Source organism: Agrobacterium tumefaciens, from assembly GCF_013318015.2.
Taxonomy (GTDB): domain Bacteria; phylum Pseudomonadota; class Alphaproteobacteria; order Rhizobiales; family Rhizobiaceae; genus Agrobacterium; species Agrobacterium tumefaciens.
In genome coordinates this window covers 790327-815676 of the sequence record NZ_CP115841.1, presented here as the reverse complement: position 1 = coordinate 815676, position 25350 = coordinate 790327, and the positions used below count along the sequence as shown (strand labels likewise).

The 25350-nt window shown below is 59.0% G+C and carries 20 protein-coding genes and 1 other annotated feature; of the genes, 11 read left to right on the top strand and 9 right to left on the bottom strand.

The features are described from left to right. Positions 1–61: 61 nt before the first annotated feature. Positions 62–2314: a DNA topoisomerase IV subunit A gene (gene parC, locus G6L97_RS04055; protein ID WP_013635880.1), complete on the bottom strand. Its 2253-nt coding sequence runs from the start codon at positions 2312–2314 to the stop codon at positions 62–64. 230 nt (positions 2315–2544) lie between these two features. Between parC and G6L97_RS04050 the strand changes: the two genes are divergently transcribed. After that, positions 2545–3735: a hypothetical protein gene (locus tag G6L97_RS04050; protein ID WP_111783160.1), complete on the top strand. Its 1191-nt coding sequence runs from the start codon at positions 2545–2547 to the stop codon at positions 3733–3735. 43 nt (positions 3736–3778) lie between these two features. Here G6L97_RS04050 and G6L97_RS04045 read toward each other — a convergent pair whose 3' ends face one another. The 3 genes from G6L97_RS04045 to aspS form a co-directional block, all read right to left on the bottom strand. Next, positions 3779–5260 (bottom strand): SulP family inorganic anion transporter, encoded by a 1482-nt coding sequence (locus tag G6L97_RS04045; RefSeq protein WP_111783161.1) that lies wholly within the window; start codon positions 5258–5260, stop codon positions 3779–3781. A 74-nt stretch (positions 5261–5334) separates the two neighbouring features. Next, positions 5335–5390: a sequence feature (sul1 is cis-regulatory element that is thought to sense ions involved in sulfur or methionine metabolism; They are found in Alphaproteobacteria), on the bottom strand. A gap of 76 nt (positions 5391–5466) precedes the next feature. After that, entirely contained in the window at positions 5467–6921 is a 1455-nt protein-coding gene (gene creD / locus G6L97_RS04040) for a cell envelope integrity protein CreD (protein WP_162686631.1), read from the bottom strand. A gap of 256 nt (positions 6922–7177) precedes the next feature. Next, a complete protein-coding gene (aspS, locus tag G6L97_RS04035; RefSeq protein ID WP_174002732.1) occupies positions 7178–8965 on the bottom strand; it encodes an aspartate--tRNA ligase in 1788 nt (595 codons plus the stop codon). 180 nt (positions 8966–9145) lie between these two features. On the opposite strand from aspS, the gene G6L97_RS04030 reads away from it, so the two are divergent. The 8 genes from G6L97_RS04030 (at position 9146) to G6L97_RS03995 (ending at position 16951) form a co-directional block, all read left to right on the top strand. Beyond that, complete coding sequence (locus G6L97_RS04030; protein ID WP_003512472.1) at positions 9146–10417, top strand: MFS transporter; 1272 nt, start codon at positions 9146–9148, stop codon at positions 10415–10417. An 82-nt stretch (positions 10418–10499) separates the two neighbouring features. Next, the gene (gene rnd / locus G6L97_RS04025) at positions 10500–11660 is read left to right on the top strand and encodes a ribonuclease D (RefSeq protein ID WP_003512471.1); all 1161 of its coding nucleotides are present in this window, start codon (positions 10500–10502) and stop codon (positions 11658–11660) included. Positions 11661–11797: 137 nt separating this feature from the next. After that, positions 11798–12412 carry a hypothetical protein gene (locus G6L97_RS04020; RefSeq protein ID WP_111783162.1) on the top strand — a complete coding sequence of 205 codons (615 nt, stop codon included), beginning with the start codon at positions 11798–11800 and terminating at the stop codon, positions 12410–12412. A gap of 185 nt (positions 12413–12597) precedes the next feature. Continuing rightward, positions 12598–13626 carry an adenylate/guanylate cyclase domain-containing protein gene (locus G6L97_RS04015; RefSeq protein WP_003512469.1) on the top strand — a complete coding sequence of 343 codons (1029 nt, stop codon included), beginning with the start codon at positions 12598–12600 and terminating at the stop codon, positions 13624–13626. A gap of 150 nt (positions 13627–13776) precedes the next feature. Continuing rightward, a complete protein-coding gene (locus tag G6L97_RS04010; protein ID WP_111783163.1) occupies positions 13777–15132 on the top strand; it encodes an esterase-like activity of phytase family protein in 1356 nt (451 codons plus the stop codon). Between the two features lie 160 nt (positions 15133–15292). Beyond that, positions 15293–15640, top strand: a complete 348-nt coding sequence (locus G6L97_RS04005) for a YunG family protein (protein WP_111783164.1) — start codon at positions 15293–15295, stop codon at positions 15638–15640. A 172-nt stretch (positions 15641–15812) separates the two neighbouring features. Beyond that, on the top strand, positions 15813–16160 hold the full coding sequence (locus G6L97_RS04000; protein ID WP_111783165.1) for a hypothetical protein: 348 nt from the start codon (positions 15813–15815) through the stop codon (positions 16158–16160). Positions 16161–16318: 158 nt separating this feature from the next. Beyond that, positions 16319–16951 (top strand): DapH/DapD/GlmU-related protein, encoded by a 633-nt coding sequence (locus G6L97_RS03995; protein ID WP_111783166.1) that lies wholly within the window; start codon positions 16319–16321, stop codon positions 16949–16951. Between the two features lie 97 nt (positions 16952–17048). Here G6L97_RS03995 and G6L97_RS03990 read toward each other — a convergent pair whose 3' ends face one another. The 5 genes from G6L97_RS03990 to G6L97_RS03970 form a co-directional block, all read right to left on the bottom strand. Then, positions 17049–17516, bottom strand: coding sequence for a GNAT family N-acetyltransferase (locus G6L97_RS03990; RefSeq protein WP_111783167.1), 468 nt, complete (start codon positions 17514–17516; stop codon positions 17049–17051). Positions 17517–17580: 64 nt separating this feature from the next. Next, the gene (gene ppx / locus G6L97_RS03985; RefSeq protein ID WP_003512464.1) at positions 17581–19104 is read right to left on the bottom strand and encodes an exopolyphosphatase; all 1524 of its coding nucleotides are present in this window, start codon (positions 19102–19104) and stop codon (positions 17581–17583) included. After that, the gene (locus G6L97_RS03980) at positions 19101–21299 is read right to left on the bottom strand and encodes an RNA degradosome polyphosphate kinase (RefSeq protein WP_075807550.1); all 2199 of its coding nucleotides are present in this window, start codon (positions 21297–21299) and stop codon (positions 19101–19103) included. Before G6L97_RS03980 ends, ppx begins: the two co-directional genes overlap by 4 nt. Before the next feature lie 98 nt (positions 21300–21397). Then, complete coding sequence (gene hdaA / locus G6L97_RS03975; protein WP_013635869.1) at positions 21398–22126, bottom strand: DnaA regulatory inactivator HdaA; 729 nt, start codon at positions 22124–22126, stop codon at positions 21398–21400. Between the two features lie 2 nt (positions 22127–22128). Next, entirely contained in the window at positions 22129–23268 is a 1140-nt protein-coding gene (locus tag G6L97_RS03970; protein WP_003512458.1) for an AI-2E family transporter, read from the bottom strand. A 296-nt stretch (positions 23269–23564) separates the two neighbouring features. Between G6L97_RS03970 and purM the strand changes: the two genes are divergently transcribed. Together purM and purN are read left to right on the top strand one after the other, a co-directional pair. Then, positions 23565–24638, top strand: a complete 1074-nt coding sequence (gene purM, locus G6L97_RS03965; RefSeq protein ID WP_003512456.1) for a phosphoribosylformylglycinamidine cyclo-ligase — start codon at positions 23565–23567, stop codon at positions 24636–24638. Beyond that, positions 24635–25309 carry a phosphoribosylglycinamide formyltransferase gene (purN, locus tag G6L97_RS03960; RefSeq protein ID WP_065658060.1) on the top strand — a complete coding sequence of 225 codons (675 nt, stop codon included), beginning with the start codon at positions 24635–24637 and terminating at the stop codon, positions 25307–25309. The genes purM and purN overlap by 4 nt, the downstream gene beginning before the upstream one ends. Positions 25310–25350 lie beyond the last annotated feature (41 nt).

Genomic DNA, 25350 nt, shown 5'->3' with positions numbered 1-25350 from the left:
GAAGCGCCGCACATCTTTCAATATGCGGCGCTTATTCTGTTTCTATCGATAGAGGATGGATTTACCCGCCAAATTTCCCGCTACGCGGAAAGCCCTTCGGTACGGTGCGGCCTACTGTGGCGCGGTCTGCCAGCCATTCGCGCAATTCCTCACCGACCTTGGTGAAGAGGCGCCCGGCCGTGTCGGACCAGCTCAAGCCGTCTGCGAGCGCGAAACATTTCACATCAACGACGCCGCCGTCCTTGTAGCGTTGCAGGCGCACGCCCTTGCCGCGTGACATTTCCGGCACCTGCGACAGCGGGAAAGCCAGAAGCTTGCGGTTTTCGCCAACGACGGCGACATGGTCGCCCGTAACAGGTACGGCGAGCTTGGCTTCGTCAGGCATGGCGACATTCATGATCTGCTTGCCCTTGCGGGTATTTGCGACCATTTCGCTTTCGGCCACGATGAAGCCGTTGCCGCCAGTCGAGACGAGCAGAAGCTTGCGCGACGGATCGTGAACGAAGGCCGTCAGGATGTCCTGATCGTTCTCCATATCGACCATGATGCGGATCGGCTCGCCATGGCCGCGACCGCCCGGCAGCTTGTCTGCGCCGAGCGTGTAGGCCTTGCCGCCGGTGGTCAACAGCAGCAACTTGTCGGTCGTCTGCGCCGGGAAGGCGAGCTTCGGGCCATCGCCCTCCTTGAAGGTGAGAGCCGACGTATCGGACATATGCCCCTTGAGCGCCCTGATCCACCCCTTCTGCGAGATGACGATGGTGACTGGTTCCTTTTCGATCATCGCCTGCTGGATGGCCTCGATGTCGGCATCCGGCGCATCCGCAAACTGCGTGCGGCGACGGCCGATCTCCGTTGCCTTGGCATATTTCTTTTTGACCTCGCCGATTTCCCAGGCGACGGTCTGCCACTGCTTTTCATCGGAGGCGAGCAGCCCCTCGATTTCAGCCTTCTCGCTGCTGAGTTCGTCGAACTCCTTGCGGATTTCGAATTCCTCGAGCTTGCGCAGATTGCGCAGACGCATGTTGAGGATGGCTTCGGCCTGATTATCGGTGAGTGACCACTTGGCCATCATCACCTGTTTCGGCTCGTCCTCCTCGCGGATGATACGGATCACCTCATCGAGATTGAGATAGGCGACCAGCAGGCCGCCCAAAATCTCGAGCCTGCGATCGATGGCCGCGAGACGATGGCGGGAACGGCGGACCAGCACGTCCTTGCGATGTGCCAACCATTCGCTCAGCACCTCGTTCAGCGCCATGACCTTCGGCACCCTGCCAAGCGACAGTACGTTCATGTTGAGCGGCAGGCGGCTTTCAAGGTCGGACAGACGGAACAGCGATTCCATCAGCAACGTCGCGTCGACGGTACGGTTTTTCGGAACCAGCACGATACGCACGTCTTCGGCCGATTCGTCGCGGACATCCTCAAGCAGCGGCAGTTTGCGGGCGAGCAGCAGCTCGGCGATCTTTTCGATCAGCCGCGATTTCTGCACCTGGAACGGGATTTCGGTGATGACGATCTGATAGCCGCCACGTCCGAGGTCTTCCGTTTCCCATTTGGCGCGCACGCGGAAACCACCGCGCCCGGTCTTATAGGCTTCGAGAATGTTCTCGCGGCTTTCGATGATCACGCCGCCGGTCGGCAGGTCGGGGCCGGGAATGAATTCCACCAGCTTTTCAACCGTCGCATCCGGATGCTTGATGAGATGCAGAGCTGCGTCGCACAGTTCATGGGCGTTGTGCGGCGGGATGGACGTCGCCATGCCGACGGCAATGCCGGAGGCACCGTTGGCAAGCAGATTGGGGAACGCGCCCGGGAGGACGACCGGCTCCTCATCTTCCTCATTATAGGTAGCGCGGAAGTCAACCGCGTCCTCGCCGATGCCTTCGAGCAGCAGCGCTGCCACATCGGTCATGCGTGCTTCGGTATAACGATAGGCGGCGGCGCCGTCGCCATCGATATTGCCGAAATTGCCCTGCCCGTCCACGATCGGATAACGCTGCGAGAAATCCTGCGCGAGACGGACCAGCGCATCGTAGACCGACTGGTCGCCATGCGGATGGAACTTACCGATAACGTCACCGACGATACGGGCGCATTTCTTGAAAGCCGAGTTGGGGCGGATGCCCATTTCGCTCATGGCGTGGATGATGCGGCGGTGAACCGGCTTCAGTCCGTCGCGCACATCCGGCAGCGCACGATGCATGATCGTGGACAAGGCGTAAGCGAGGTAGCGCTCTTCAAGCGCCGCCTTCAAATCGACCGGATGAATGTTATCGTCTCCGCCTGACGGAGGTACAAGATTTTTTCCCATGGTGCTTGACTAGCGGAAATGCCGATTCCCGGCAAGGAATTCGGGGGTCTCGGCTGTGGACGAAACGATGCCTTTTGTGAGGATTTTTATTAACTGCGTTGCGAATGCCGCAATGCCACCGTCATACGAATCGATCTAAATCCTGTAGACCTTTGAATAATCGCGAATATAAATGTCACCATTCACATTTAGAACACGGTGCACATCCGCACATTGAGGGAAGAAACACTATGAGACTGAAATCCACCCGGCAGATTCTTTTCGCAAGTGCCGCGCTTCTCGCGCTTTCCGCACCGGCATTCGCACTGGATGGCAACGACGTTCTGAAAAAGATCAACGCCGCCTACGCCGCGCAGGGCGGTGAAATCGCCGCAGGATCCGTCGCAGTCAACGGCGACACGGTGACGCTGAACGGCGTAACCTTTAATGCGGCTGCCGATCCGGCCAAAAAAATTCCGGTCGGCAACGTCACCCTTGAAGGCGTCGAGGAAAACAACGGCGCCTACAAGATCAAGAACGCGCGTTTCGACAATGTCGATTACAAGCAGGAAAACGTGGAGATCAAGGCTAACGACATCTACATGTCAGGTCTCACCATCCCTGCAGATGCGACGACGGGCACGATTGATGCGCTGATGTTCTACGACGAGGCGCATAGCGGTCCGATTTCCGTTTCCATCGACGGCAAGCAGGCTTTCTCGCTCGAGGAAAGCAGCGCAACGATGTCCGTCAGCGACGACAAGGCCTCGATCGGCTTCGATCTCGACGCATCCGGCTTCAAAGCCGATCTCAGCGAAGTCAACGATCCGGCCACGAAGGACGCAATTGAAAAGCTCAATCTGCAGGCCCTTTCCGGCAACATGACCATGAGCGGAAGCTGGGAAGTTGCCTCCGGCACCGTAGACGTCGAGGAATATGCCATCGACCTCGACAAGGTCGGCCGTCTCAACATGTCGTTCGGTTTCTCCGGTTACACACTCGCCTTCATCAAATCGATGCAGGAGACGGTGAAGGCGCAGGCTGCAAATCCGAACAAGGAACAGGCGGAACAGGCAGCGGGCCTTGCCATGCTCGGCCTGATGCAGCAGCTTTCCTTCGTTAATGCCGAAATCAGCTTCGAAGATGCCAGCATCACCAAGCGCGCCATCGACTACGCTGCAAGCCAGCAGGGTATGACCAGCGATCAGCTTTCCCAGACCATCAAGGGCATGGCGCCCATCATGATGGCTTCGCTCAACGTTCCGGAATTGCAGAACATGGTGTCGGCTGCGATCAACGCCTATATCGACAATCCGAAGAGCTTCTCCATCTCGGCCGAACCGGAAAAGCCGGTTCCCTTCCCGATGATCATGGGCGCCGCCATGGGTGCACCGAACACCCTGCCGACAATGCTCGGCGTCACGGTGACGGCAAACGAATAGCACAACAAAAAGCCCCGGTTACGCCGGGGCTTTTTACTTCTGGTCAGTGGATTGAGGCTGTCGCTCCATCCTGCTTGTCGTGCAGGGCGAAACGGTCGATCATATGGGCGCTCGCTTCGTTGACGCCGATCACCTCGACCGTCTTGCCGGTCTTGCGGAATTTCAGCACGACCTTGTCCAGCGCACCGACAGCCGAGATATCCCACAGATGCGCCTGTGTGACGTCGATGGTGACCGTTTCCACGTCTTCGGCAAAATCGAAGGCGGCGATGAAGCTCTCCGTCGAGGCGAAGAAAATCTGCCCATCGACGCGGTAGATGCGGTGCCGACCATCCGCGACAAGCTCTGGACGAACGTGGAAGAGTTTTGAAACCTTCCCCGCGAAAAACACGCCGGAGAGAAGCACGCCTGCGAGCACGCCTTTTGCGAGATCATGGGTCGCCAGCACGGTCCCGACCGTTACCAGCATGACGATGCTGGAAGACGGTGGATTGCGGCTGAGATCGAGAATCGAACGCCACGAGAAGGTGCCGATTGAAACCATGATCATGACAGCCACAAGAGCGGCCATTGGAATGATGCGGACAAGATCATCCAGCACCAGAATGAGGAACAGCAGGAAGGCGCCCGCCACAAAGGTGGAGAGCCTGCCCCTGCCGCCGGATCTGACGTTGATGACCGACTGGCCGATCATGGCGCAGCCGCCCATCCCGCCGATCAGCGCGGAGGCGATGTTGCCTGTCCCCTGCCCGATGCATTCCCGGCTCTTGTTGCTGCCGGTATCCGTCATGTCGTCGACGATCTGTGCCGTCAGCAGGGATTCCAGGAGACCGACGGCAGCCAGCGCTGCGGAATAGGGAAAGATGATCTGCAGCGTTTCGAAAGTCAGCGGCACCTGTGGCAGGGCGAAGACCGGCAGTGTCGAGGGCAGCTCACCGAGATTGCCGACGGTGCGGATATCCATGCCGAAAAACACCGCCACGCAGGTCAAAACGACGATGGCGACCAGCGGCGACGGGATGATTTTAGTGACCAGCGGGAAGAGATAGATGATCGCAAGACCAGCCGCGATCATGACGTATGTTGCGATAGGCACGCCTATCAGCTCGGGCAATTGCGCCATGAAGATCAGGATCGCCAGTGCATTGACGAAGCCGGTCATGACCGAGCGAGAGACGAAGCGCATCACCCGCCCGAGCCTTGCAAAGCCCGCAGCGATCTGCAGCACACCCATGAGGATGGTCGCAGCAAAGAGATATTGCAGGCCGTGTTCCTTCACCAGCGTCACCATCAGGACGGCTGTGGCGGCGGTTGCCGCGGAAATCATGCCCGGACGGCCACCGGTGAAGGCGCAGACGCAGGCAATGGCGAAAGAAGCAAACAACCCCACCTTCGGATCGACGCCGGCGATGACGGAAAAGCCGATTGCTTCGGGAATGAGCGCGAGTGCGACGACGATGCCGGAAAGCACATCGCCGCGAATATTGGAAAACCACTCACGTCTGTAAGTCTGAAATCTGTTCATTTGATTTTTTCGCAAAGTATGACGCACCGGCCGGAAACATGTCCGGTAGATTGAAAAAGAATGTCGGTGCTTTGCGTTGTCTGGCGGATCGGCGGCCAGAAGAGCCACCCGGAATTTCACCGGGTCCGTGGTGAATGCTCCACCTATAGACGGCAAAAAAGCGGGCAGCAAGTTGTCTGCCCGCCTTTCGATGCTGGCGATGCGCCTTACGAGGCTTCGCTGCGACCAATATTGGTGTTGTGCTGGGTTGGGCCGGTTCCCGACCAGTCGACCCTGCGGGTTGCGAACATGGTGGCAGCAATGGCGATGAAAGATATCAACGCGCCGGCCAGCAGCGCATATTCATCCTCATTCAGAACCAGATACATGACCCCATAAGCCACCACCAGAACCGTGAACAGGGCTATCCCGTTTTGGCGGCTATCGGTTGCGCTTCCGAGATAGGAGGAGATCAGGAGCGCTGTCAGAAGCGACGCCGCAGCATAGGCGATGGTGAAGCCCGTATGTTCCGCAAGTGCGAGCAGCAGCACGTAGAAAACGATCAGCGCCAGCCCCGTCAGCACGTACTGGATCCAGTGCACGCTGCTGCCGCCCCTCAGTTCGACGATGAAGACGGCCAGGAACACCAGAGAGATGAAGCCTATCGAATATTTGAGTGTCCGGGCGATGATCTGGTAGAATTTCACGGGCTCGACGAGGTTGATCCTCATCAGGCTGTCGGTCAGCGGCAGGCGCGAACTCTCGACCACGCGGTCTATGCCCCTTGCGAGATAGGGGATTGTCCAGTTGGCCGTGAAATCCGAGGCTGTGACGGTCTTTTCCTCCGGCAGGAACAGGCCTTCAAAGCCGGGATGCGGCCAGTTGGCCTTGGCCGCCAAACTGGTGGTCTGGCCGGCGGGCGCGACGGCAAAGCTGCCGGAACCATTCAGGGAGAAGGCTATATCGAAATCGAAGCCTTTTTCGACAAGGCCTCTTTCGATCGATCTGTGCACGCCGGCATCGGACCTGATGGACATGTCCTGCGCACCCGTGCGGGGCGCTATGACAGAGATATCACGCATGCCGGGATCGAACGGCAATACGGAACCGCCATCGATCCTGACACCGGCGCTCGAGCGAATGCCGGTCATATCCTGTATGCTGAGAACGAGAATGGCGCTGTCGAGGCGGGGCGTGCCGGAGAAGCGGGCGAGATCCTGAAGGATGCCGGCACCGAACCGGCCTTTGAGGACAAGGTCGCCATTATAGACCGGCAGGCTGTAGATCGACAGCCGCTTCTCCTCGGTCTTCAGATCGGCCGTGACATCAAGCGTTTCCGGCATGACCAGCGCCCATTCGGTCGTGCGATCGACGATGCTCTGGCCGTTCACCTCGCGGCGTCTTTCCACGTCGAAGGGCACGGCGAGATAAGGGCCGTTCACCACCTGATCGCCACCCCAGCCGCTGGCGATACGGCCCGAAACATCCTCGGCCCGCGAGGCGCGCTCTTCCGTCAGCGCCCAGACGAGAAGCAGCGGTACGAGCAGAACCATCGATATGAAACCGATCATCAGAAACTTGGCGCCCGGTGAGCGCAGGCTGACGGCGAAGCCGTTGCGAGGCGGGGCTGGCGGCATCTGCCCACCGGCCGGGGCGAGGTCTTTTTCCGATTCATGTGCCATTCTGAAATCCTTATAAATATGATCGCGCCGCAACCCCAAGCGAAGTTCGGCCGGCGCTGTCCCAAGTTTAAAATCCCCGATAGTCTTTGCGTCCCCAAAATGAGCGCAAAACTATACTGGGATCGGATTCCGGCTGATTACGTTCGGAATTCCGTTAAACTCGCGGTAAAATTGTGACTTTCCCACGTTCGTTGCAGAAACAGAAAGGGCCGGCGTCGCCGCCAGCCCTTATGTTCAAAACCCGTGGCGGTTAAGATCAGTCCTTCTTGGACGGAACCACGCGCAGCGCCAACTCGCGAAGCTGGGTCGGCGTTGCCGCGGACGGCGCGTTCATCAACAGGTCCTGTGCCTGCTGGTTCATCGGGAACAGCGTGATTTCGCGCAGGTTCTTCGCACCAACCAGAAGCATGACCACGCGGTCGATACCGAAGGCGCAACCGCCATGCGGAGGCGCACCGTACTGGAAGGCGCGGTAGAGACCGCCGAAGCGCTCTTCCACGTCGCTCTGCGACAGGCCGACCTTTTCAAAAGCCTTGACCATCAGCTCGGGCGACTGGTTACGGATAGAGCCGGAGGCGATTTCGAAGCCGTTGCAGACCGCGTCATACTGGAAAGCCTTGATGGAGAGCGGATCCTGCCCTTCCAGCGCTTCCATTCCACCCTGCGGCATGGAGAAGGGGTTGTGGGCGAAATCGATCTTCTTTTCTTCGTCGTTGTATTCGAAGAAGGGGAAATCGACGATCCAGCACATTTCGAAACGGTCGCGGTCAATCAGGTTCAGCTCGTCGGCGGCACGGGTGCGCGCCTCGCCGGCAAACTTGTAGAACTTGGCGGGATCGCCCGCGACGAAGAAGCAGGCGTCGCCCGCCTCAAGGCCAAGCTGCTGGCGCAGCGCCTCAGTGCGTTCCTCGCCGATGTTCTTGGCAAGCGGACCGGAGCCGGCGACCTTGCCTTCTTCTTCCTTCCAGAAGATGTAGCCGAGGCCCGGCTGGCCCTGGCTCTGCGCCCAGGCGTTCATGCGATCGCAGAATGCACGCGACCCACCGGTCTTGGCCGGGATAGCCCAGACCTGCACCTTGGGGTTGGAGGCGATCATGTTGGCGAAAACCTTGAAGCCCGAGCCATCAAAATGTTCGGTCACGGCTTCCATGACAATCGGGTTGCGCAGGTCCGGCTTGTCGGAGCCGTATTTACGGATCGATTCGTCATAGGGAATGCGCGGCCATTCTTTCGTCACCGGCTTGCCTTCGGCAAACTGTTCGAAAACGGCCGTCATCATCGGCTCCATCGTGGTCCAGACGTCTTCCTGGGTCACGAAGCTCATTTCGACGTCGAGCTGGTAGAATTCGCCCGGCAGACGGTCTGCACGCGGGTCTTCATCGCGGAAGCATGGAGCGATCTGGAAGTAGCGGTCGAAACCGGCCACCATCAGAAGCTGCTTGTACTGCTGAGGGGCCTGCGGCAGCGCGAAGAACTGGCCTTCGTGGATGCGCGAGGGAACGAGGAAGTCGCGCGCGCCTTCCGGCGAGGATGCGGTGAGGATCGGCGTCGTATATTCGGCAAAGCCCAGATCGCCCATACCCTTGCGCATGGAGGAGATGATCTGCGTGCGCTTGACGATGTTCTTGTGCAGGGTTTCGCGGCGCAGGTCGAGGAAGCGATACTTCAGGCGAACATCTTCGGGATATTCAGGCTCACCGAAGACGGGCAGCGGCAGTTCCTTAGCAACGCCCAGAACCTCGATCTCCTGCGCATAAAGCTCGATCTCGCCAGTGGCCATGCCCTTGTTGATGGTGTCCTCGGACCGCGCCTTGACGAGACCGTCAATGCGGATCACCCATTCACCGCGCACCGTCTCGGCAACCTTGAAGGCCGGGCTATCGGGGTCGGCCACGACCTGGGTAATGCCGTAGTGGTCGCGAAGGTCGATGAAGAGAACGCCGCCATGATCTCGCACGCGATGAACCCAACCGGAAAGGCGAACGGTTTCGCCGACGTCGGACTTGCGGAGAGCGGCACAGGTGTGGCTGCGGTAACGATGCATTTTAATATCCTGGAGCGTGTCGTGGGCCAGATGGGCGGCACTGTCGAAATTTGCCGGAAAAGCGCATGACCAGCCCGATTTGTCAAGGCAAAGCACAACAATGTCGCGTTCAGCCTGTCCTTTCGCGCGCCTTCGCTTTAGATAGTGCTTATTCAGCCCGCCAAACCGAGTCGGCCCGCAATGAGCCAGATCAGACCTCTTATCCCGCTTCTCGTCACCGCCGGCATTCTGATTGGCGGCAACGGTCTGCAGGGAACCTATATCGCGCTGCGGGGCCTGTCCGAAGGGTTTTCGGCCAGCACCATCGGCCTCATCAGCGCCGCCTACAGCATCGGATTCGCGCTCGGCTGCATTTCGGTGACGCGCCTTCTGCGCAAGATTGGCCATATCCGCACCTTCGCCACCATGGCGGCGGTCGCATCGGCCGCCTCGATCGCCATGCCGCTTGTTCTTCATCCCTTGTTCTGGATGTTGATGCGCTTCGTCATCGGTATTGCGGTCGCCTGTCTTTTCGCCGCGATCGAAAGCTGGATCAATGCGCAGGTGACGAATTCCAACCGTGCGCGCACGCTGTCCATCTATCGTTTCGTCGATCTCGGTTCCGTAACGCTCGCCCAATATATCATTCCCGTCGCCGGCATTGACGGGCCCGTGGTATTTTCGCTGATCGCCATGGCGCTCACGCTGTCGCTGGTGCCGATCTCGATTGCCGACAAATCCAACCCCGCGCCGCCGAAACAGATCCCGTTCAATCTTTTCGCGGTGTGGCGCATCTCACCGCTTGCCGTCGTCGGCTGCGTGGCTGTCGGCCTCAGCATGGCGGCTTTTCGCAACATCGGGCCAATCTATGCCGAACAGATCGGCCTTTCCGTCACCGCCATCGCCACCTTCATGAGTGCGGGCATCATCGGCGGCGTGGTCTTGCAATATCCGCTCGGCGTCTATTCAGACCGTTACGACCGCCGCATCATCATTCTCGCCACCACGGCGTGCTCCGTGATTGTCGGTCTGTTTCTCGCCCTGTTCGCCGGCTCGGACGAATGGAGCAACATCATCGGCGTCTTCGTGTTCGGCGCCTTTGCCCTGCCGCTCTATTCACTGAGTTCCGCCCATGGCAACGACCATGCCAAAGAGGGCGAACATGCGATGGTGTCTGCCGGGCTGCTGTTCTTCTGGTCGGTGGGTGCAACCGTCGGGCCGCTGCTCGCCTCCGTCCTGATCGACCAGTTCGGTCCCAAAGCGCTGTTCAGCTACACGGCCGCGATCCAGATCGTTTTCATCGCCTACACCATATACCGGCTACGGGTGCGCGAGGGAGTACCCGTTGAGGAGCGGAACTGGCGGTTCCGCCCGCTTTTGCGCACCTCGGCCTATTTTCAGAAGCTGGCCGCCCCTGCACCACCCAAAAACGACGGGCCGACGCCAAAACCACCTGAGAAAAACGATCCTTGAGCCTTCAAAAGCGGGCTTTGTATTGACATGCGCCCGGCAAAGGGAAAGTAAGACGGATAATTTTCACGAGTGGCCATTTGCAATGATTGAAACGACTGCCGCCCTCGCCGAAGCCTGCACGGAACTGGCGAAATCGGAATTCATTACCATCGATACCGAGTTTCTGCGTGAAACGACCTTCTGGCCCGAGCTTTGTCTCGTGCAGATGGCGAGCCCTACCCTTGAGGTACTGGTCGACCCGCTCGCCAAGGGTCTCGACCTTACGCCGCTGTTCGAACTCATGGCCAATCCCGATGTCGTGAAGGTTTTCCATGCGGCGCGTCAGGATATCGAAATCATCTATCATCTTGGCGGGCTTATTCCGCACCCGATCTTCGATACGCAGGTCGCGGCCATGGTGTGCGGTTTCGGCGATTCGATCTCTTACGACCAGCTGGTCCAGAGGATCAAGAATGTGCAGATCGACAAATCCTCACGTTTCACGGACTGGAGCCGCCGCCCGCTGACGGAAAAGCAGCTGGATTATGCGCTGGCCGACGTCACCCATCTGCGCGATGTCTATCTGGCGCTCAAGGCGCAGCTGGAGCGTGAAGGCCGCTCGCTTTGGCTGACCGAAGAGATGGACATTCTGGAATCGCGCGAAACCTATGACATGCATCCCGACGATGCCTGGCTGCGGTTGAAATCGCGCCTGCGCAAGCCGACTGAACTCGCCATCCTCAAATTTGTAGCAGCATGGCGTGAACGTGAGGCGCGGTCGCGCAACGTGCCGCGCTCACGCGTGCTGAAAGACGATGCGATCTTCGAAATTGCCCAACAGCAGCCGAAGGACACCGAGGCGCTGTCGCGGCTTCGCACCATCCCGAAGGGCTGGGAGCGCTCCTCCTCCGGCACCGCCATCATCGAGACCGTGAATGCGGCGCTGGCACTTCCGAAAGAGGAAATGCCGAAGGCGCCACGTCACAGCCACGCACCGGAAGGCTCCGGCGCTGCCGTGGAGCTGTTGAAAGTTCTCCTGAAGCTGACGGCAGACAAGCACGGCGTCGCAGCAAAGGTCATCGCCAACAGCGAAGATCTGGACAAGATCGCTTCCGAGGGCGAGGCTGCCACCGTGGCAGCGCTGACCGGCTGGCGGCGCGAACTGTTTGGCGATGTGGCGCTGAAGCTCATCAATGGCGAAGTGGCATTGCGTTTCGCCGGCAAGAAGGTCGAGGCGGTTGATGTGGCGGTGAGCGAGGCCTGATCGCCCGCGCCTCTCGCAGTTTTGCGCATTGTCCGGACGCAAAAGCGTCTCTGCTTTTACTGGACCTGCGCCAACCCAAATTTTGCCCGCATCGCGGTCCATCTCTTTGCAGATGGTCTCGCTTTGAGGGTATTTCCATGAAACCTGCCCGTGCTCTGCTGTTGGCCGCATCGATCGCGGCCGCAGGCATTTTCCCTACTCTTTCATCCACGTCAGCGCGCGCCGATGACGGCAAGGTCGATCTTCAGGGCGAATGGACGACCGATTGCCTTAAGATCGGCAAGAACGACCGTCACGGCATCGTCACGCGCATCACCATACGCGGTGGCCGCATGCATGCTGTCTCACAAATTTACGCCCGCAGCAGCTGCCAGCAGCCCACGGTGCAGGTGCTTTACGAAGGCACGCTGGATGGTGGCCTGAAGGACAACGACAGCATGCTCTTTGCCCATACCGTCACCTCGATCGCCATGACACCCAGCGACCCCGCGGTTGTCGAGCATTATAATGATGACCCGAAGGGTACCGGCTGCGGGTTGACTGGCTGGAAAGAGAATATTCCCTTCGATGTCGATGGTCGGACCTGCGCGGCCATCACCTTTGCCGCCAAGGGAGAAACCCTGTTCGACCGGGCATGGATAGACGGCAACCGGCTGCGTTTTGCCGCCTTCCCCGTCACATGGTCGAACCGCTCGCCGGACGACCGTCCGCAATCCCCGCTTGAAACGGTCTATTACAGAACATCCTATTAAGTAGTAGAGCCGGGTGCACAGCCCTTTTGCGGCAACGGGGCAACAGCCTTTCCAATCCTTCATGTGACCTTACCGAATGGTCACTTTTTGCAGCGCATTTTCCACATTAATGTCGCATATGACCTGAACAGAAGCTTCGCCTGACGGGGGCACGACGCTTCCCTTCCCCGAGATCAAGAACCGACATGAGAAAATTGCTGCCCATTCTGGATTACGTGGTGCTCTTCGTTGCCGTGGCCGGCAGCGGCGTGGCCTACGCGTTTCTGGAATATGGCGGCGGCGCGCTCATTGGCGCCACCTATGCGCTGTTCGCCTGTGCGCCCATCCTCGCCTTCGAGCGTGGTTACGTGCTGCCCGGTCTGTCGCGGCAGGTTAGCGCATTGCCGACACCGGCCTATATTGCCGTGGGCCTCATCATCTATGCCGTCCTCGTCTTCTGTGGCTTCGGGCTTGGCGGTACCATTCTGTGGGTTAGCGGCATATTTCCCGGCACCTGGAAACGGGCGGTGCATGCCGAGGTGCAGACACTGATCTTCACCCTCATCGTCTGCGGCATCATCGTTTTCATCATGCGCGTGCGCGAACTGCTGGGCCGTGACATCTTCATCGATCTCATTCTCGGGCGCTATCGCCGTCCAGTCAGCGAAGACCGCGTCTTCATCTTCATCGACCTCGTCGGCTCCACTTCGTTTGCCGAAACCCATGGCGACCTGAAGGCGCAGGAGTTTCTGGGCGAAATCTTCGCGAGCTACGCAGCCCCCGTCAGAAGACATGGCGGCGTCATTGACGACTACATCGGCGACGCGGCCATCATCACCTGGCCCTATCACATGGCAATAAGGCGGGCAGCCTGCGTGCGCTGTGTTTTCGATATCCAGGCGACCATCGAGGACAAGCGCGACATGTGGCTCGCCCGCTTCGGTGAAGTGCCGCGCCTTCGCTTTGCGATTCATGGCGGGCCGGTCATAACAGCCGAAATCGGCGTCGATCACCACAAGATCACGTATTTTGGCGACACGGTGAACACCACTTCGCGGCTCGAATCACTGAGCAAGATGCTCGGCCATCCCGTGCTGATTTCTGCCGATCTCGCCCATCAGCTGGTGCTACCCAAAGGTGTTCGCAGCGAATATCTCGGCGAACATGCTGTCAAGGGACGCGGGCAGACGCTCGGCGTGTGTACGCTCAGCCAATATCAGGCCCCAGCCGCCTGAAAAAACCCCTGAAAACAAACGGGTAGCTTCGTTTTCCGAGGCCGCCCGTCATCAAAATTCATCAAAGCTTCAAACTGCAATCACCTGCCTGTCATGTGGCACCCCTATCGCCTCAGTCCTGTCTTCAACAGGCATTGAGGGGTCTCCACCATGAAGCATATTCTTTTCGCACCTTTCGCCGTTCTTGCGCTCGCAACCGCATCCCATGCAGAGCAGGAGTTTCCGGCAAAGCTGGTCTCGCACGCCATTCTGCCCGCCAACACCATCATCGCAGCACCTGCCGATGCGCCGGAATACCTCAAGACATCCGCCAAGTTCACGACGGCCGACCGCAAGCGCGCCGAGGGTCTCGGCACCGTGCCCGGCAAGGATGGCGTTCGCCCGACCGGCCTCTCCATGCCGTTCAACGGCCAGGCCATGCAGGGCTTTTCCGGCATCAAGGCCATGGAGGACGGCAGCTTCTGGAGCCTTTCCGATAATGGTTTCGGCTCGAAGCTCAACTCCAGCGACGCCATGCTGATGCTCCACCACATCAAATTCGACTGGGATGCCGGCAAGGTTAACGCGCTGGAGACGGTGTTCCTTTCCGACCCGGACAAGAAAGCTCCCTTCCCCATCGTCATGGAAGGTTCGACCAAACGTTACCTGACGGGCGCCGACTTCGACGTCGAATCCATTCAGCCCGTTGCCGACGGCTTCTGGGTGGGCGAAGAGTTCGGTCCCTACATCCTGAAATTCACCCGCGACGGCAAGCTGACCGACGTCATCGCCACCAAGGCCGGCGATATTGAGGTGAAGTCCCCGGATCATCCGACCCTGGCACTGCCCGGCAACCCCACGCAGAAAATGCCCGCTTTCAACCTGAAACGATCAGGTGGTTATGAAGGCATGGCGCTCTCCAAGGACGGCTCGAAGCTCTACGGCCTTCTCGAAGGCCCGCTCTACACCGCCGAAGGTCAGGTCGAAAAGACCGAAGACGGCTCAACCGCCCTTCGCATCATCGAGCTCGATACCGCCAAGAAGGAATGGACAGGCCGCACCTGGCTCTACCCACTGGCGCAAGGTGGCGAAGCCATCGGCGATTTCAACATGCTGGACGAGAGCACCGCGCTGGTCATCGAGCGTGACAATGGCGCCGGCACCGCCGACAAGGCCTGCGCCGACCCGAAGAAGCCGGACGTAAACTGCTTTGCCGTACCTTCCAAGGTCAAGCGCATCTACAAGATCGAATTCAACGACGCCAATGCCGGCAAGGCGGCGCGCAAGATCGGCTATATCGATCTGCTGAAGATCTCCGATCCTGATAACAGGAAGCATCAGGGCGGCGGCAACGGTTTCTACGACATGCCGTTCGTGACCATCGAGAATGTCGACCGTGTCGACGCCACCCATATCATCGTCGGCAACGACAACAACCTGCCCTTCTCGGCCGGTCGTGCGCTGGACAAGGCTGACGACAACGAGTTCGTCCTGCTGGAAGTCAAGGACCTTCTCGACGCGAAGTAAGGAAAACGGTGCCGGAATACGTTCCGGCACCGTCAGCGCATCGGCGCAATCTCCAACTGAACGGAGCGTTCCTGCGGCCTGAAAAAGGAAGCGCGGCGCTCCGTTACTGTACCGACCCAACCTGACCCGGAACCCGGTTCCGAAACAGGAAAGACCCGTCATGCAGGACAATGCCGAACGACTGTATTACGCCCTGAGGAAAAGCTGGTCACTCGAAACCAGCAGCCTGTGGTCGAGAGAAAACCCAGCCAGGGGGCAAGGCGGCGTTACAGCTCTTGTGGTGCAGGATATTTTCGGTGGCGACCTCGCCAAAACCGTCGTTAGCGGCGCCGACCATTTCTACAATATCGTCAACGGCACCCGCTGGGATTTCACCTTCACCCAGTTCGATATTCCGGTCGGTTACGAGGACAGGCCCGCCACCCGCACGGAGGCGATGGCAGGGGCCACGCCCCTGCAATATGCCTATCTCAGCGCCTGTATCAGGAAGGCGCTGGGGCACTGCTGACCCGTTTGCCCATGCGCGCCAGTCGATTGTGGTTTTGCCCCACCGAATCCGGCATAGCGATCAGCTATTGAGTGTAGTTTCAACACTGCGATCTAGTCTTTCCCGCAAAGCCGACACAATCCATGCGATAGTATCGGTGAGCGAAATGGCGCACCGATAGGAGAGACGTTCGATGAGTGAGAGTTGCCCGGTTCTGACACCGGCTGAGCAGCAAGTTCAGGATATATTGGAACGGACGGAAGCGGCGATGATGGCCACCATTCACGCAGCGCTTGAGCGCGCCAGCAAACAGGCCGCCGAGGAACTCCAGGCCGTTGGCTCGGAAATACAGCCCCCGCCACATGACTATTTCGCCGCCGTCGCTCACCAGCAGCTTTTCCTGCTGTTATGCGGGGCCAACCCGGACACATTCGAGGGCGGAGACCCCGAAATCGCAGGTCATATCATTCGGAACGCTCAAAACATATCCGACCACTACTGGCAGAAGAAAAATGCCGCAGCGGATGTTTCGGGCAACTGACAGACTCTGCGTGAAGGCAAGATTTCGCTCCACGCGATGCAACACGCACAATCTGCATTTTTAGAGGGAATGACCGGACCGACCGGCTCCCTCGGCCTTTCCCACGTCACATGTCCTTCATCATCCCCGGTTAAGCAGGCCAAAATCCGGAGACTGGAATGGACTCGACCGCACAACTCAATCGCCCCAAGCTCGCAGAGACCATTATCCATTCGACAGCAAGCATAAGAGATTCAAGCCTCGGCGAATGCTGCGAAATTCTGGCGGATACCTCCCTGCACAATGTCGAACTCGGGAACTACTCCTATCTTGGACACCGCTGCATGGTCGGTGATGCGACAATCGGAAAGTTCTGCGCCATCGCCGCAGAGGTCAGGATAGGCGCACCGAACCATCCGATGGACCGACCGTCCATGCATCGTTTCAGCTACTGCCCGGAATATTACGCTACAGAGGCGGTGCGCGACCACGCTTTTTTCGATCGCCGCAAGGAGGATCGCGCCGTCATCGGTCACGATGTCTGGATCGGTCACGGGGTCATTGTCTTGCCAGGTGTAAAGGTTGGAGACGGTGCAGTGCTCGCGGCCGGCGCGGTCGTCACCAAAGACGTGCCGCCCTATACAATCGTCGGAGGCGTCCCCGCGAAGATCATTCGCGAGCGATTTTCGCGAACCGTCGCGGAGAAGCTGGCCTCTATCGCCTGGTGGAACTGGCCATTCGAGACGATCATGGCACGGCTTGCCGACTTTCAGTCGAGCGATATCGAAGCCTTTTGCGAGCGTTGGTACTGACACAATTCGTGCCCCAACGGCGAAAACGTCTGTTTGTTATTCGAAGAAAAATGCCAGCCGGCCGTCAGCCTCGCCACGGTGAGACAGAGTTGCAAAATCATGCAACCGACTTTTTCATATCGATGAGGATTTCACCTTCTCTTGACGGATGCGGGCGACGCCCGCACTCCTCAAAGCCGCAATCGCTGTAAAGCGCTATGTTCTTCGTCATCCGCATATTCGTGTAAAGGCGCAATTCGCCAATCCCACATTCCAAAGCGTGTAGCTCCGCGAAACGGAGAAGTGATTTCCCGATGCCTCTTCCCTGAAAGATGGGACTAACGGCTATGCTGTAAATCATGAGATATCGGTGATGGCTTTCGAGAACCACCAATCCAGACGTTTCGCCATCGGTTACGCTAAACCACACTTGTTCCGCAGAAATGCGCGGCAGGTAATCTTCAAAAGCGGGTTCAGGCGCAGCGCCCACGATTTGTAGATATGCTGGAATATAGGCCGCAGCACTGATCTCTTTCACGATCAGCGCTTCGTGCGGCAACGCCAGTCTAAATCGTGTCTCGGTCAACTGATCCCCTTAAGCCAGCTCCCATGTTGACCAGCATTCTATGCTACGTCATGCGCGCGACCATTTATTCGAACACAAACGCCAACCGCTTGCCCGTCAGTTTCGCCAGTTGCTGCAGGCGTCCGTCCAGACGCTCGCCGGCAAAATCGCAATAGGCGTGTGGCACGACGAATTCCAGATCCAGATCCGGATTGGTGGATTTGCGGAATTTCAGGTGATCGACGACACCGGGCATGGAGGCTGAGAAGAGGTAAACGACGCGCAGCAGGCCGCCCAGCAACTTGCCGAGTTCCAGCAGGCGGTCACCCGCCATGGCGGCAAGCGGCTGTGTGGTACCGTTGTCGTTCAACCCTTCGAAGCGGTAATAATTGGCAAGTGCAATATAGGCGCGGCCCGGATGGGTGATCGCCACGAAGGAGGAGTGGGCGATGATGTTGAGCGCCTGCAGGCCGCGATAGTCCGGATGTGCACGCCAGCTGATATCGGCCAGAAGGCAGGCCGCCTGCCGGTAACGGCTTTCCTCTTCCGTCTCCTCGATGCCGAAGACCGGAAAGGTGCGGCCGCTCCAGTCGGCCAGTTCGCGCGCATGTTCGGGCGAACGGGCACGCAGAATGGCAAGCTCGTCGGCCGTGACCAGCAGCGGGTCGGTATCCCGCTCCGCTTCCGTCAGTAGCGAATAAAGATAACCTTCGCGCACGCCCTGCGCCGAGAAGGCGATCGTTGCCGGCTTCATCGCCTTTAGAACTTCACGCATGGCGATGGCGCCAAACGGCAGAAGCGAACGGCGGTTCTTGGAGACCGCCTGCCAGGCCGGGTCCTTGCTGTCCCTGGAGACGATGACTTCTTCCAGAAAATTCAGCATTTCCGCCAGCGGCAATTCATATCCCTGCATCATGTGCAGCGGATAACCCGTGATCTCCATGTGCAGCTTGGCGATGTTTCGCCACGTGCCGCCCACGGCATAAAAGGTACGCCCCTCGCCGGCCGCCAGCAGCTTTGCGAAGGATTTGACGTGCTTGCGGGCAATTGTCGTCGCCTTCTCCAGCGAGCCATCCGATTGCTCCGACAACCGAAGGCCGCCGAGCGGCAGGGTGATGCCCTCGCCGCAGTTCTTGCCCTTGATGTCGATGAGTTCGAGCGAACCGCCGCCCAGGTCGCCTGCAATGCCATCCGGGTCGTGGAAACCGCTGATCACGCCATAGGCGGAATAAAGCGCTTCCTTTTCGCCGGACAGGACCTCGATCTCGCAACCAAGTATGGCTTCGGCTTCACGGATGAAATCCGGGCCGTTTTCCGCTTCACGCGCTGCCGCTGTCGCCAGTACGTAGAGTTGCTGCGCCTGCGCCTGTTCGGAAAGCGCATGGAAGCGACGCAGTGCCATCAAAGCCCGGCTAACGCCTTCCTCATGCATCCGGCCCGTGAGGGCCAGTCCCTTGCCGAGACCGCAAAGGACCTTTTCATTGAACAGCACGGCGGGCGCGCGGGAAAGACCTTCATATACGACGAGACGAACGGAGTTCGAACCAATATCTATGACGGAAACGGGGGCAAGGCCGGTCAGCCGCCCCTGTGCTTCTGATCGAGTCATTCAGCCTGTTTCTTGCGGGAAGAAATCAACCCGGCAATCAATTTGGGCGCACTTGATTTCAGGGCTTCACCACGTCCGGAAAGGCTGGGATTGGTCATGAAATAGTGCTGCGCGTTGAACGGTTCTTCGCCTTTACGCACCTCGATGCGCCTCGACGTTCCGTCCGCAAGTATCTCGTAGCTCTGCTGGTTGTCAATGAGATTGCCCAGCATAATCTGTGAAAGAACCTGCTCGTGCACGGTAGGGTTGGTGAGCGGCACCAGCGTTTCAACGCGGCGATCAAGGTTGCGCGGCATCATGTCGGCGGAGCCGATATAGACCAGCGCCTTGTCGGACGGCAGGCCGAAACCATTGCCGAAGCAGAAGATTCGGCTGTGCTCGAGGAAGCGGCCGACAATCGACTTGACGCGGATATTGTCCGACAGACCCGCAACCTGTGGGCGCAGGCAGCAAATGCCGCGCACGACGAGATCAATCTCCACGCCAGCCGCACTGGCGCGGTAAAGCGTATCGATAATCTCGGGATCGACCAGCGAGTTCATCTTCATCCAGATCGCCGCCGGCGCACCGCGCTTGGCGTGCTCGATCTCTTCGTTGATGTGCTTCACGATGCGCGCACGCAGCGTATAGGGCGAAATGGCGAGCTTCATGCCCTCTTCCGGTTCGCCGTAACCCGTGATGAAGTTGAAGATATTCGCCATGTCGTGGGCGATCTTCGGGTTGCAGGTGAAGAAGGACAGGTCGGTATAGATCTTGGCCGTGATCGGGTGGTAGTTGCCGGTGCCGAGGTGGCAATAGGTTCTGAGCTTGCCGTCCTCGCGGCGCACCACCATCGACATCTTGGCATGCGTCTTGAGTTCGATGAAGCCGAACACCACCTGCACGCCGGCCCGCTCCAGATCGCGCGCCCAGCGGATGTTCGCCTCTTCGTCGAAACGCGCCTTCAATTCGACCAGCGCGGTAACGGATTTGCCGGCTTCCGCCGCGTCGATCAGCGCGCGAACGATTGGGCTGTCGTTGGAGGTGCGGTAAAGCGTCTGCTTGATGGCGAGCACTTCGGGGTCGCGCGCGGCCTGCAACAGGAACTGCACAACCACGTCGAAGCTTTCATAGGGGTGGTGAACCACCATGTCTTTTTCGCGGATGGCGGCAAGGCAATCGCCGGCATGTTCACGCACGCGCTCGGGGAAACGGGCGTTGTAAGGCTCGAACTTCAGATCGTCGCGCGGTGCGCGCACGATTTCCGAGATGGTGTTGAGCGCGAGCAAGCCGGGCAGAACGGCAACGCGATTATCAGGCACGCCAAGCTCGTGCACCACGAACTGGCGGAGCGACTGCGGCATTTCGCTATCGGTCTCGATGCGGATAACCGAACCGCGGCGGCGGCGCTTCAGCGCGCTTTCGAAGAAGCGGACCAGATCTTCCGCCTCTTCCTCCACCTCGATATCGCTGTCACGGATGATGCGGAACGTGCCGAATCCACGGACTGTATAGCCCGGATAAAGACGGTGAATGAACAGGCCGACCACATCTTCTAGCGTGATGTAGCGGATGGCGTTTTTCTCATCCGGCAAACGAACGAAGCGGTCGAGCGCCGTCGGGAGACGCAACAGCGCTGTCATCGGCTCGCGGCCGTTGACGCTGTCGAGCTGCAGGCCCATCGAGAAACCGAGGTTCGGAATGAAGGGAAACGGGTGCGCAGGGTCGATGGACAGCGGCGTCAGCACCGGGAAAATACGTTCCTCGAACTCGGTGCCCAGCCAGGTACGATCCGCTTCGGAAAGTGCGGCAGGCCGCACGATGAAGATTTCTTCCTTGGCGAGATATTGCTGCAGAACCGCAAGCGAAGCCTGCTGCTCCATCTGAAGGTTGTCGATTTCCTTCAGAATGTCTTCCAGCTGCTCGGCCGGTGTCTTGCCGTCAGGTGTCTTGACCGTAATCTTCTGGCGCACCTGGCCTTCGAGGCCGGCGACGCGGACCATGAAGAATTCATCGAGGTTGGCGGCGGAGATGGACAGGAAACGCAGCCGCTCCAATAGCGGATGATCCGTGTTCAGCGTTTCTTCCAGAACACGGCGATTGAACTGGAGCCAGGAGAATTCGCGGTTGATGAAGCGCGCGGGGCTGTCCCAGAGGTTCTCGCCCTCGGTCATCGGCTGAACCTTGTTGAAGTCGTCCTGCACAATAGCGTCCATGTCCTGTACCATCCCCTGACTTTCCGTCCCGTGATCCTGCTGCATCCCGCGATCGTCCCTCTTGCCCGTATAACAGTTTGACGACGGAACTGTGACAGTCAATCGACCTCCAGCCCGCTACCCCTTGTCCCTTCGCCCATCGCGTTAAGGACTTCCGCCGCCAAGGGACGGGTTATCCTTGTTCCACGCGAAAGCGCCAGCCTGTCGATACGGTCCACAATCGTCTGCGCCGTATCGAGTGAACGCTCCATTCTGTTGACGATGTAGCCTATGAGTTTGTCATCCATATAAAGCTGCCGGTCGGCGAAGAGTTTCACCAGAACCTGTGCCAGAAGACCCTCGTCGGGCTCGCCTGTCTCCACCACAGTCACGGCTTTCAGGCGTGAGCGCAGGTCCGGCAAGGTCACCGGCCATGCGGCCGGCCATTGCCGGCTGGTCATCAAAAGCGTGGTGCCGTGCTGGCGCACGCTGTTGATGACATGGAAAAGTTCGGTGTCGTCAAAACCGCGGCGATCGGCATCCTCAAACAGAACCGGTCCAGTTTCGGCAAGGCGCGCAGCGCCAACACCGGCTTGCGGGTGGATATCCTGCGCGCTGCTGATATTTTTCCAGATATTGGCGAGATGCGATTTTCCCGAACCCGGAGGCCCGGCCAGCACCACCACGGGCGAAGGCCAGTTCGGCCATTCATCCACAAGGCTGACGGCAGCCTTGAGCGAGTCAGACACGAGAAGATCGTCCCTTCCGGAAGCGGACTGGTGTGAGAATGCGAGCGGCAGCTGCTCGGCCTTCGACCGGGCGTTGTCGTTTTTGATTTGGTCAGTCATCGTTAGCCCTGAGAGTCAACCTTGCCGGAGGACGTTTCCTGTTCTTCCCAGGGAAGGTTGGCGGCGTGCCCATGGTAAAGATCGCTTTCAAGATATCGCGACAATGCAAAGCGGACAAGCACGCCAACGGCTGCCGCCGCCGGCACGGCGACCAGAAGGCCGACGAAACCGAAAAGCGCACCGAAGGCGAACAATGCGAACATCAGCCATACCGGATGCAGGCCGACGCTGCTGCCGACGAGCTTCGGCTGCAGGATGTTGCCTTCGATGAACTGGCCGGAAAAGAACACGGCAAGTGTCAGAAATACATAGATATAATCAGGCCAGAACTGCACAATGGCAACGCCGACGGCAAGGATGAGGCCGACCATCGAACCAATATATGGAATGAAGCTGATAAGGCCGGAGAAAAGGCCGATCAGCAGGCCGAAATTCAGGCCCACCAAGGACAGGCCGACAGCGTAATAAACACCAAGGATGAGGCAGAGCGACCCCTGCCCGCGCACGAAGCCGGCAATCGTCCTGTCCATGTCGCGGGCGATCTGGCGGACCGTATGCACGTAGTCGCGCGGTATCCAGCTATCGACCTTGTCTATCATCCGGTCCCAGTCGAGCAGCAGGTAGAAAGCGACGACGGGTGTAACGACCAGCAGCGACATGACATCGACCAGCGATTTGCCGGAATTCCAGATCTGCGTCAGCAGGGTGCCAATGAAGCCCGCGCCCTCAGTCAGCAGCTTGGAAAAATTCTCCTTCACTGCATTGATCTGGTTGCTCACCCAGTCAGGCAGCAGATTGGCGTCCGCACCGGCGATCAACTGCTGCAGGGACGAGACATATTGCGGGATGCGCGTGATGAATTCGGATGCCTGGGCGGCAATCAGCGGAATGATGATGATGAGCGACAGCGCGAAAATCAGCACGAAGGAGACGAGGATAACGACGGTGGCCATCAATCGGCTCAGGCCTCGGCGCTCCAGCCAGTCGGCAACCGGATCGAGAAAATAGGCAAGTGCCATGCCCGCCACGAAAGGCAGGAGGATGGAGCTGAAGACCATCAGGAAAAAGATAAAGACGGCAAGCACGCCAATCCAGAAAAAAACCTGCCGGCGCAGGCTCGTACCGCTCACATGGGGTTGCATCCGTTCATCCTCTTGTCGCCGTGCCGTCATTGCCCATGAGGGAGATAGGATGCGCATATGCACATGGTCAAGGCCGGTGGCCCGGTAGCGATAGACACGGCAGTTACCAGGTCCGTGCAACAACGACGGGTTTTCAAGTCTGCGCTGCGCATATCGCCGTCGAGAGGCCCGAGGCACACAAAACGTCAAACCGTCGCAAAGCCGTTAAAAACCGGAGCTTTTGCCACTCAAACCCTTGCATCGGGCCCCGTCCCGTGCGAATGGCGACGCCAAAGGAACCAGCGGAGACGAGAGCGATGAGCCAGTCGGGCAAGAACGGTCTTACCTATAGTGACGCAGGTGTGGATATCGACGCCGGCAACCTGATGGTCGAAAAGATCAAACCGGCGGTGCGCTCGACGCGGCGTCCCGGCGCGGATGGCGAAATCGGCGGCTTCGGCGGCCTTTTCGATCTGAAGGCCGCAGGCTTTAACGATCCGGTTCTGGTGGCCGCCAATGACGGCGTCGGCACCAAGTTGAAGATCGCCATCGACGCGAATTTCCATGACACCGTCGGCATCGATCTCGTTGCCATGTGCGTCAACGATCTCGTCGTGCAGGGCGCAGAACCACTGTTCTTTCTCGACTATTTCGCGACCGGCAAGCTCGACCCGGATCAGGGCGCTGCCATCGTTTCCGGCATTGCTGCCGGCTGCCGCGAATCCGGCTGTGCGCTGATCGGTGGTGAAACTGCTGAAATGCCCGGCATGTATTCCGATGGCGACTATGATCTCGCGGGCTTTGCCGTGGGTGCTGCCGAACGTGGCCAGCTTCTGCCCGCCGGCGATATTTCCGAAGGCGACGTCATTCTCGGGCTTTCGTCCTCCGGCGTTCATTCCAACGGTTTTTCGCTGGTGCGCAAGATCGTTTCGATCTCCGGCCTTGACTGGGACGCCCCGGCACCCTTCGCAGATGGCAAGAAGCTTGGCGAAGCGCTGCTGACGCCGACGCGCATCTATGTAAAGCCGCTTTTGAAGGCAATCCGCGAGACCGGCGCGCTGAAGGCGCTGGCGCATATTACCGGCGGCGGCTTCCCGGAAAATATTCCGCGCGTTCTGCCCAAGCATCTCGCCGCCGAGATCGATCTCGACGCGATCGAGGTTCCGGCTGTGTTCTCGTGGCTTGCAAAAACCGGTGGCGTTGAAGCCAAAGAAATGCTGCGCACGTTCAACTGTGGTGTCGGCATGATCGTGGTCGTTTCGGCTGAAAATGCCGCCAAGGTCACCGATGCTCTGACGGCGGAAGGCGAGACCGTGTTCCCGCTCGGCCGCATGGTCGCCCGCGAAGAGGGTGCGCACGGCACGATCTACAAGGGCGCCCTCAGCCTATGATGAGCGCCGCCTCTCGATCTGGCCGCGCACGTGTCGTCGTTTTCATTTCCGGCAGCGGCTCCAACATGGTGTCGCTTGCCAAGGCCTGTCAGGAGACGGATTTTCCGGCCGAGATCGCCTGTGTAATTTCAGACAAGGCTTCGGCAGGCGGGCTGGAAAAGGCACAGGCGTTCGGTATTCCCACGCTCGTTTTCGAGCGCAAGACCTATGCCAGCAAAGCCGAGCATGAGGGCGCCATTCTGGCCGCACTTGGCGAGATTGCGCCTGATATCATCTGTCTTGCCGGTTACATGCGGCTGATCTCCGGGGATTTCATCGCCCCCTATGAAGGCCGCATCATCAATATCCACCCTTCCCTGCTGCCGCTTTTCCCCGGCCTGCACACCCACCAGCGCGCCATCGACAGCGGCATGAAGATTTCCGGCTGCACCGTACATTTTGTAACCGAAGGCATGGACGAAGGCCCGACGATCGCGCAGGGCGCGGTGCCAGTTCTTTCCGACGACACGGCCGAGACGCTGGCGGCGCGGATACTCACTGTCGAGCATCAGCTCTATCCGCTGGCCCTCAAGCAGCTTGCGGAAGGCAAGGTGCGGATGGAAGGTGGAAAAGCCATTTCCAGCGGCGACGCAAGTAAATCCGAGTATCCCAGCCTGATTTCTGTTTACTGATAAAGATTTCACCAAATTACAAAGATACTTAAAGTGGTATT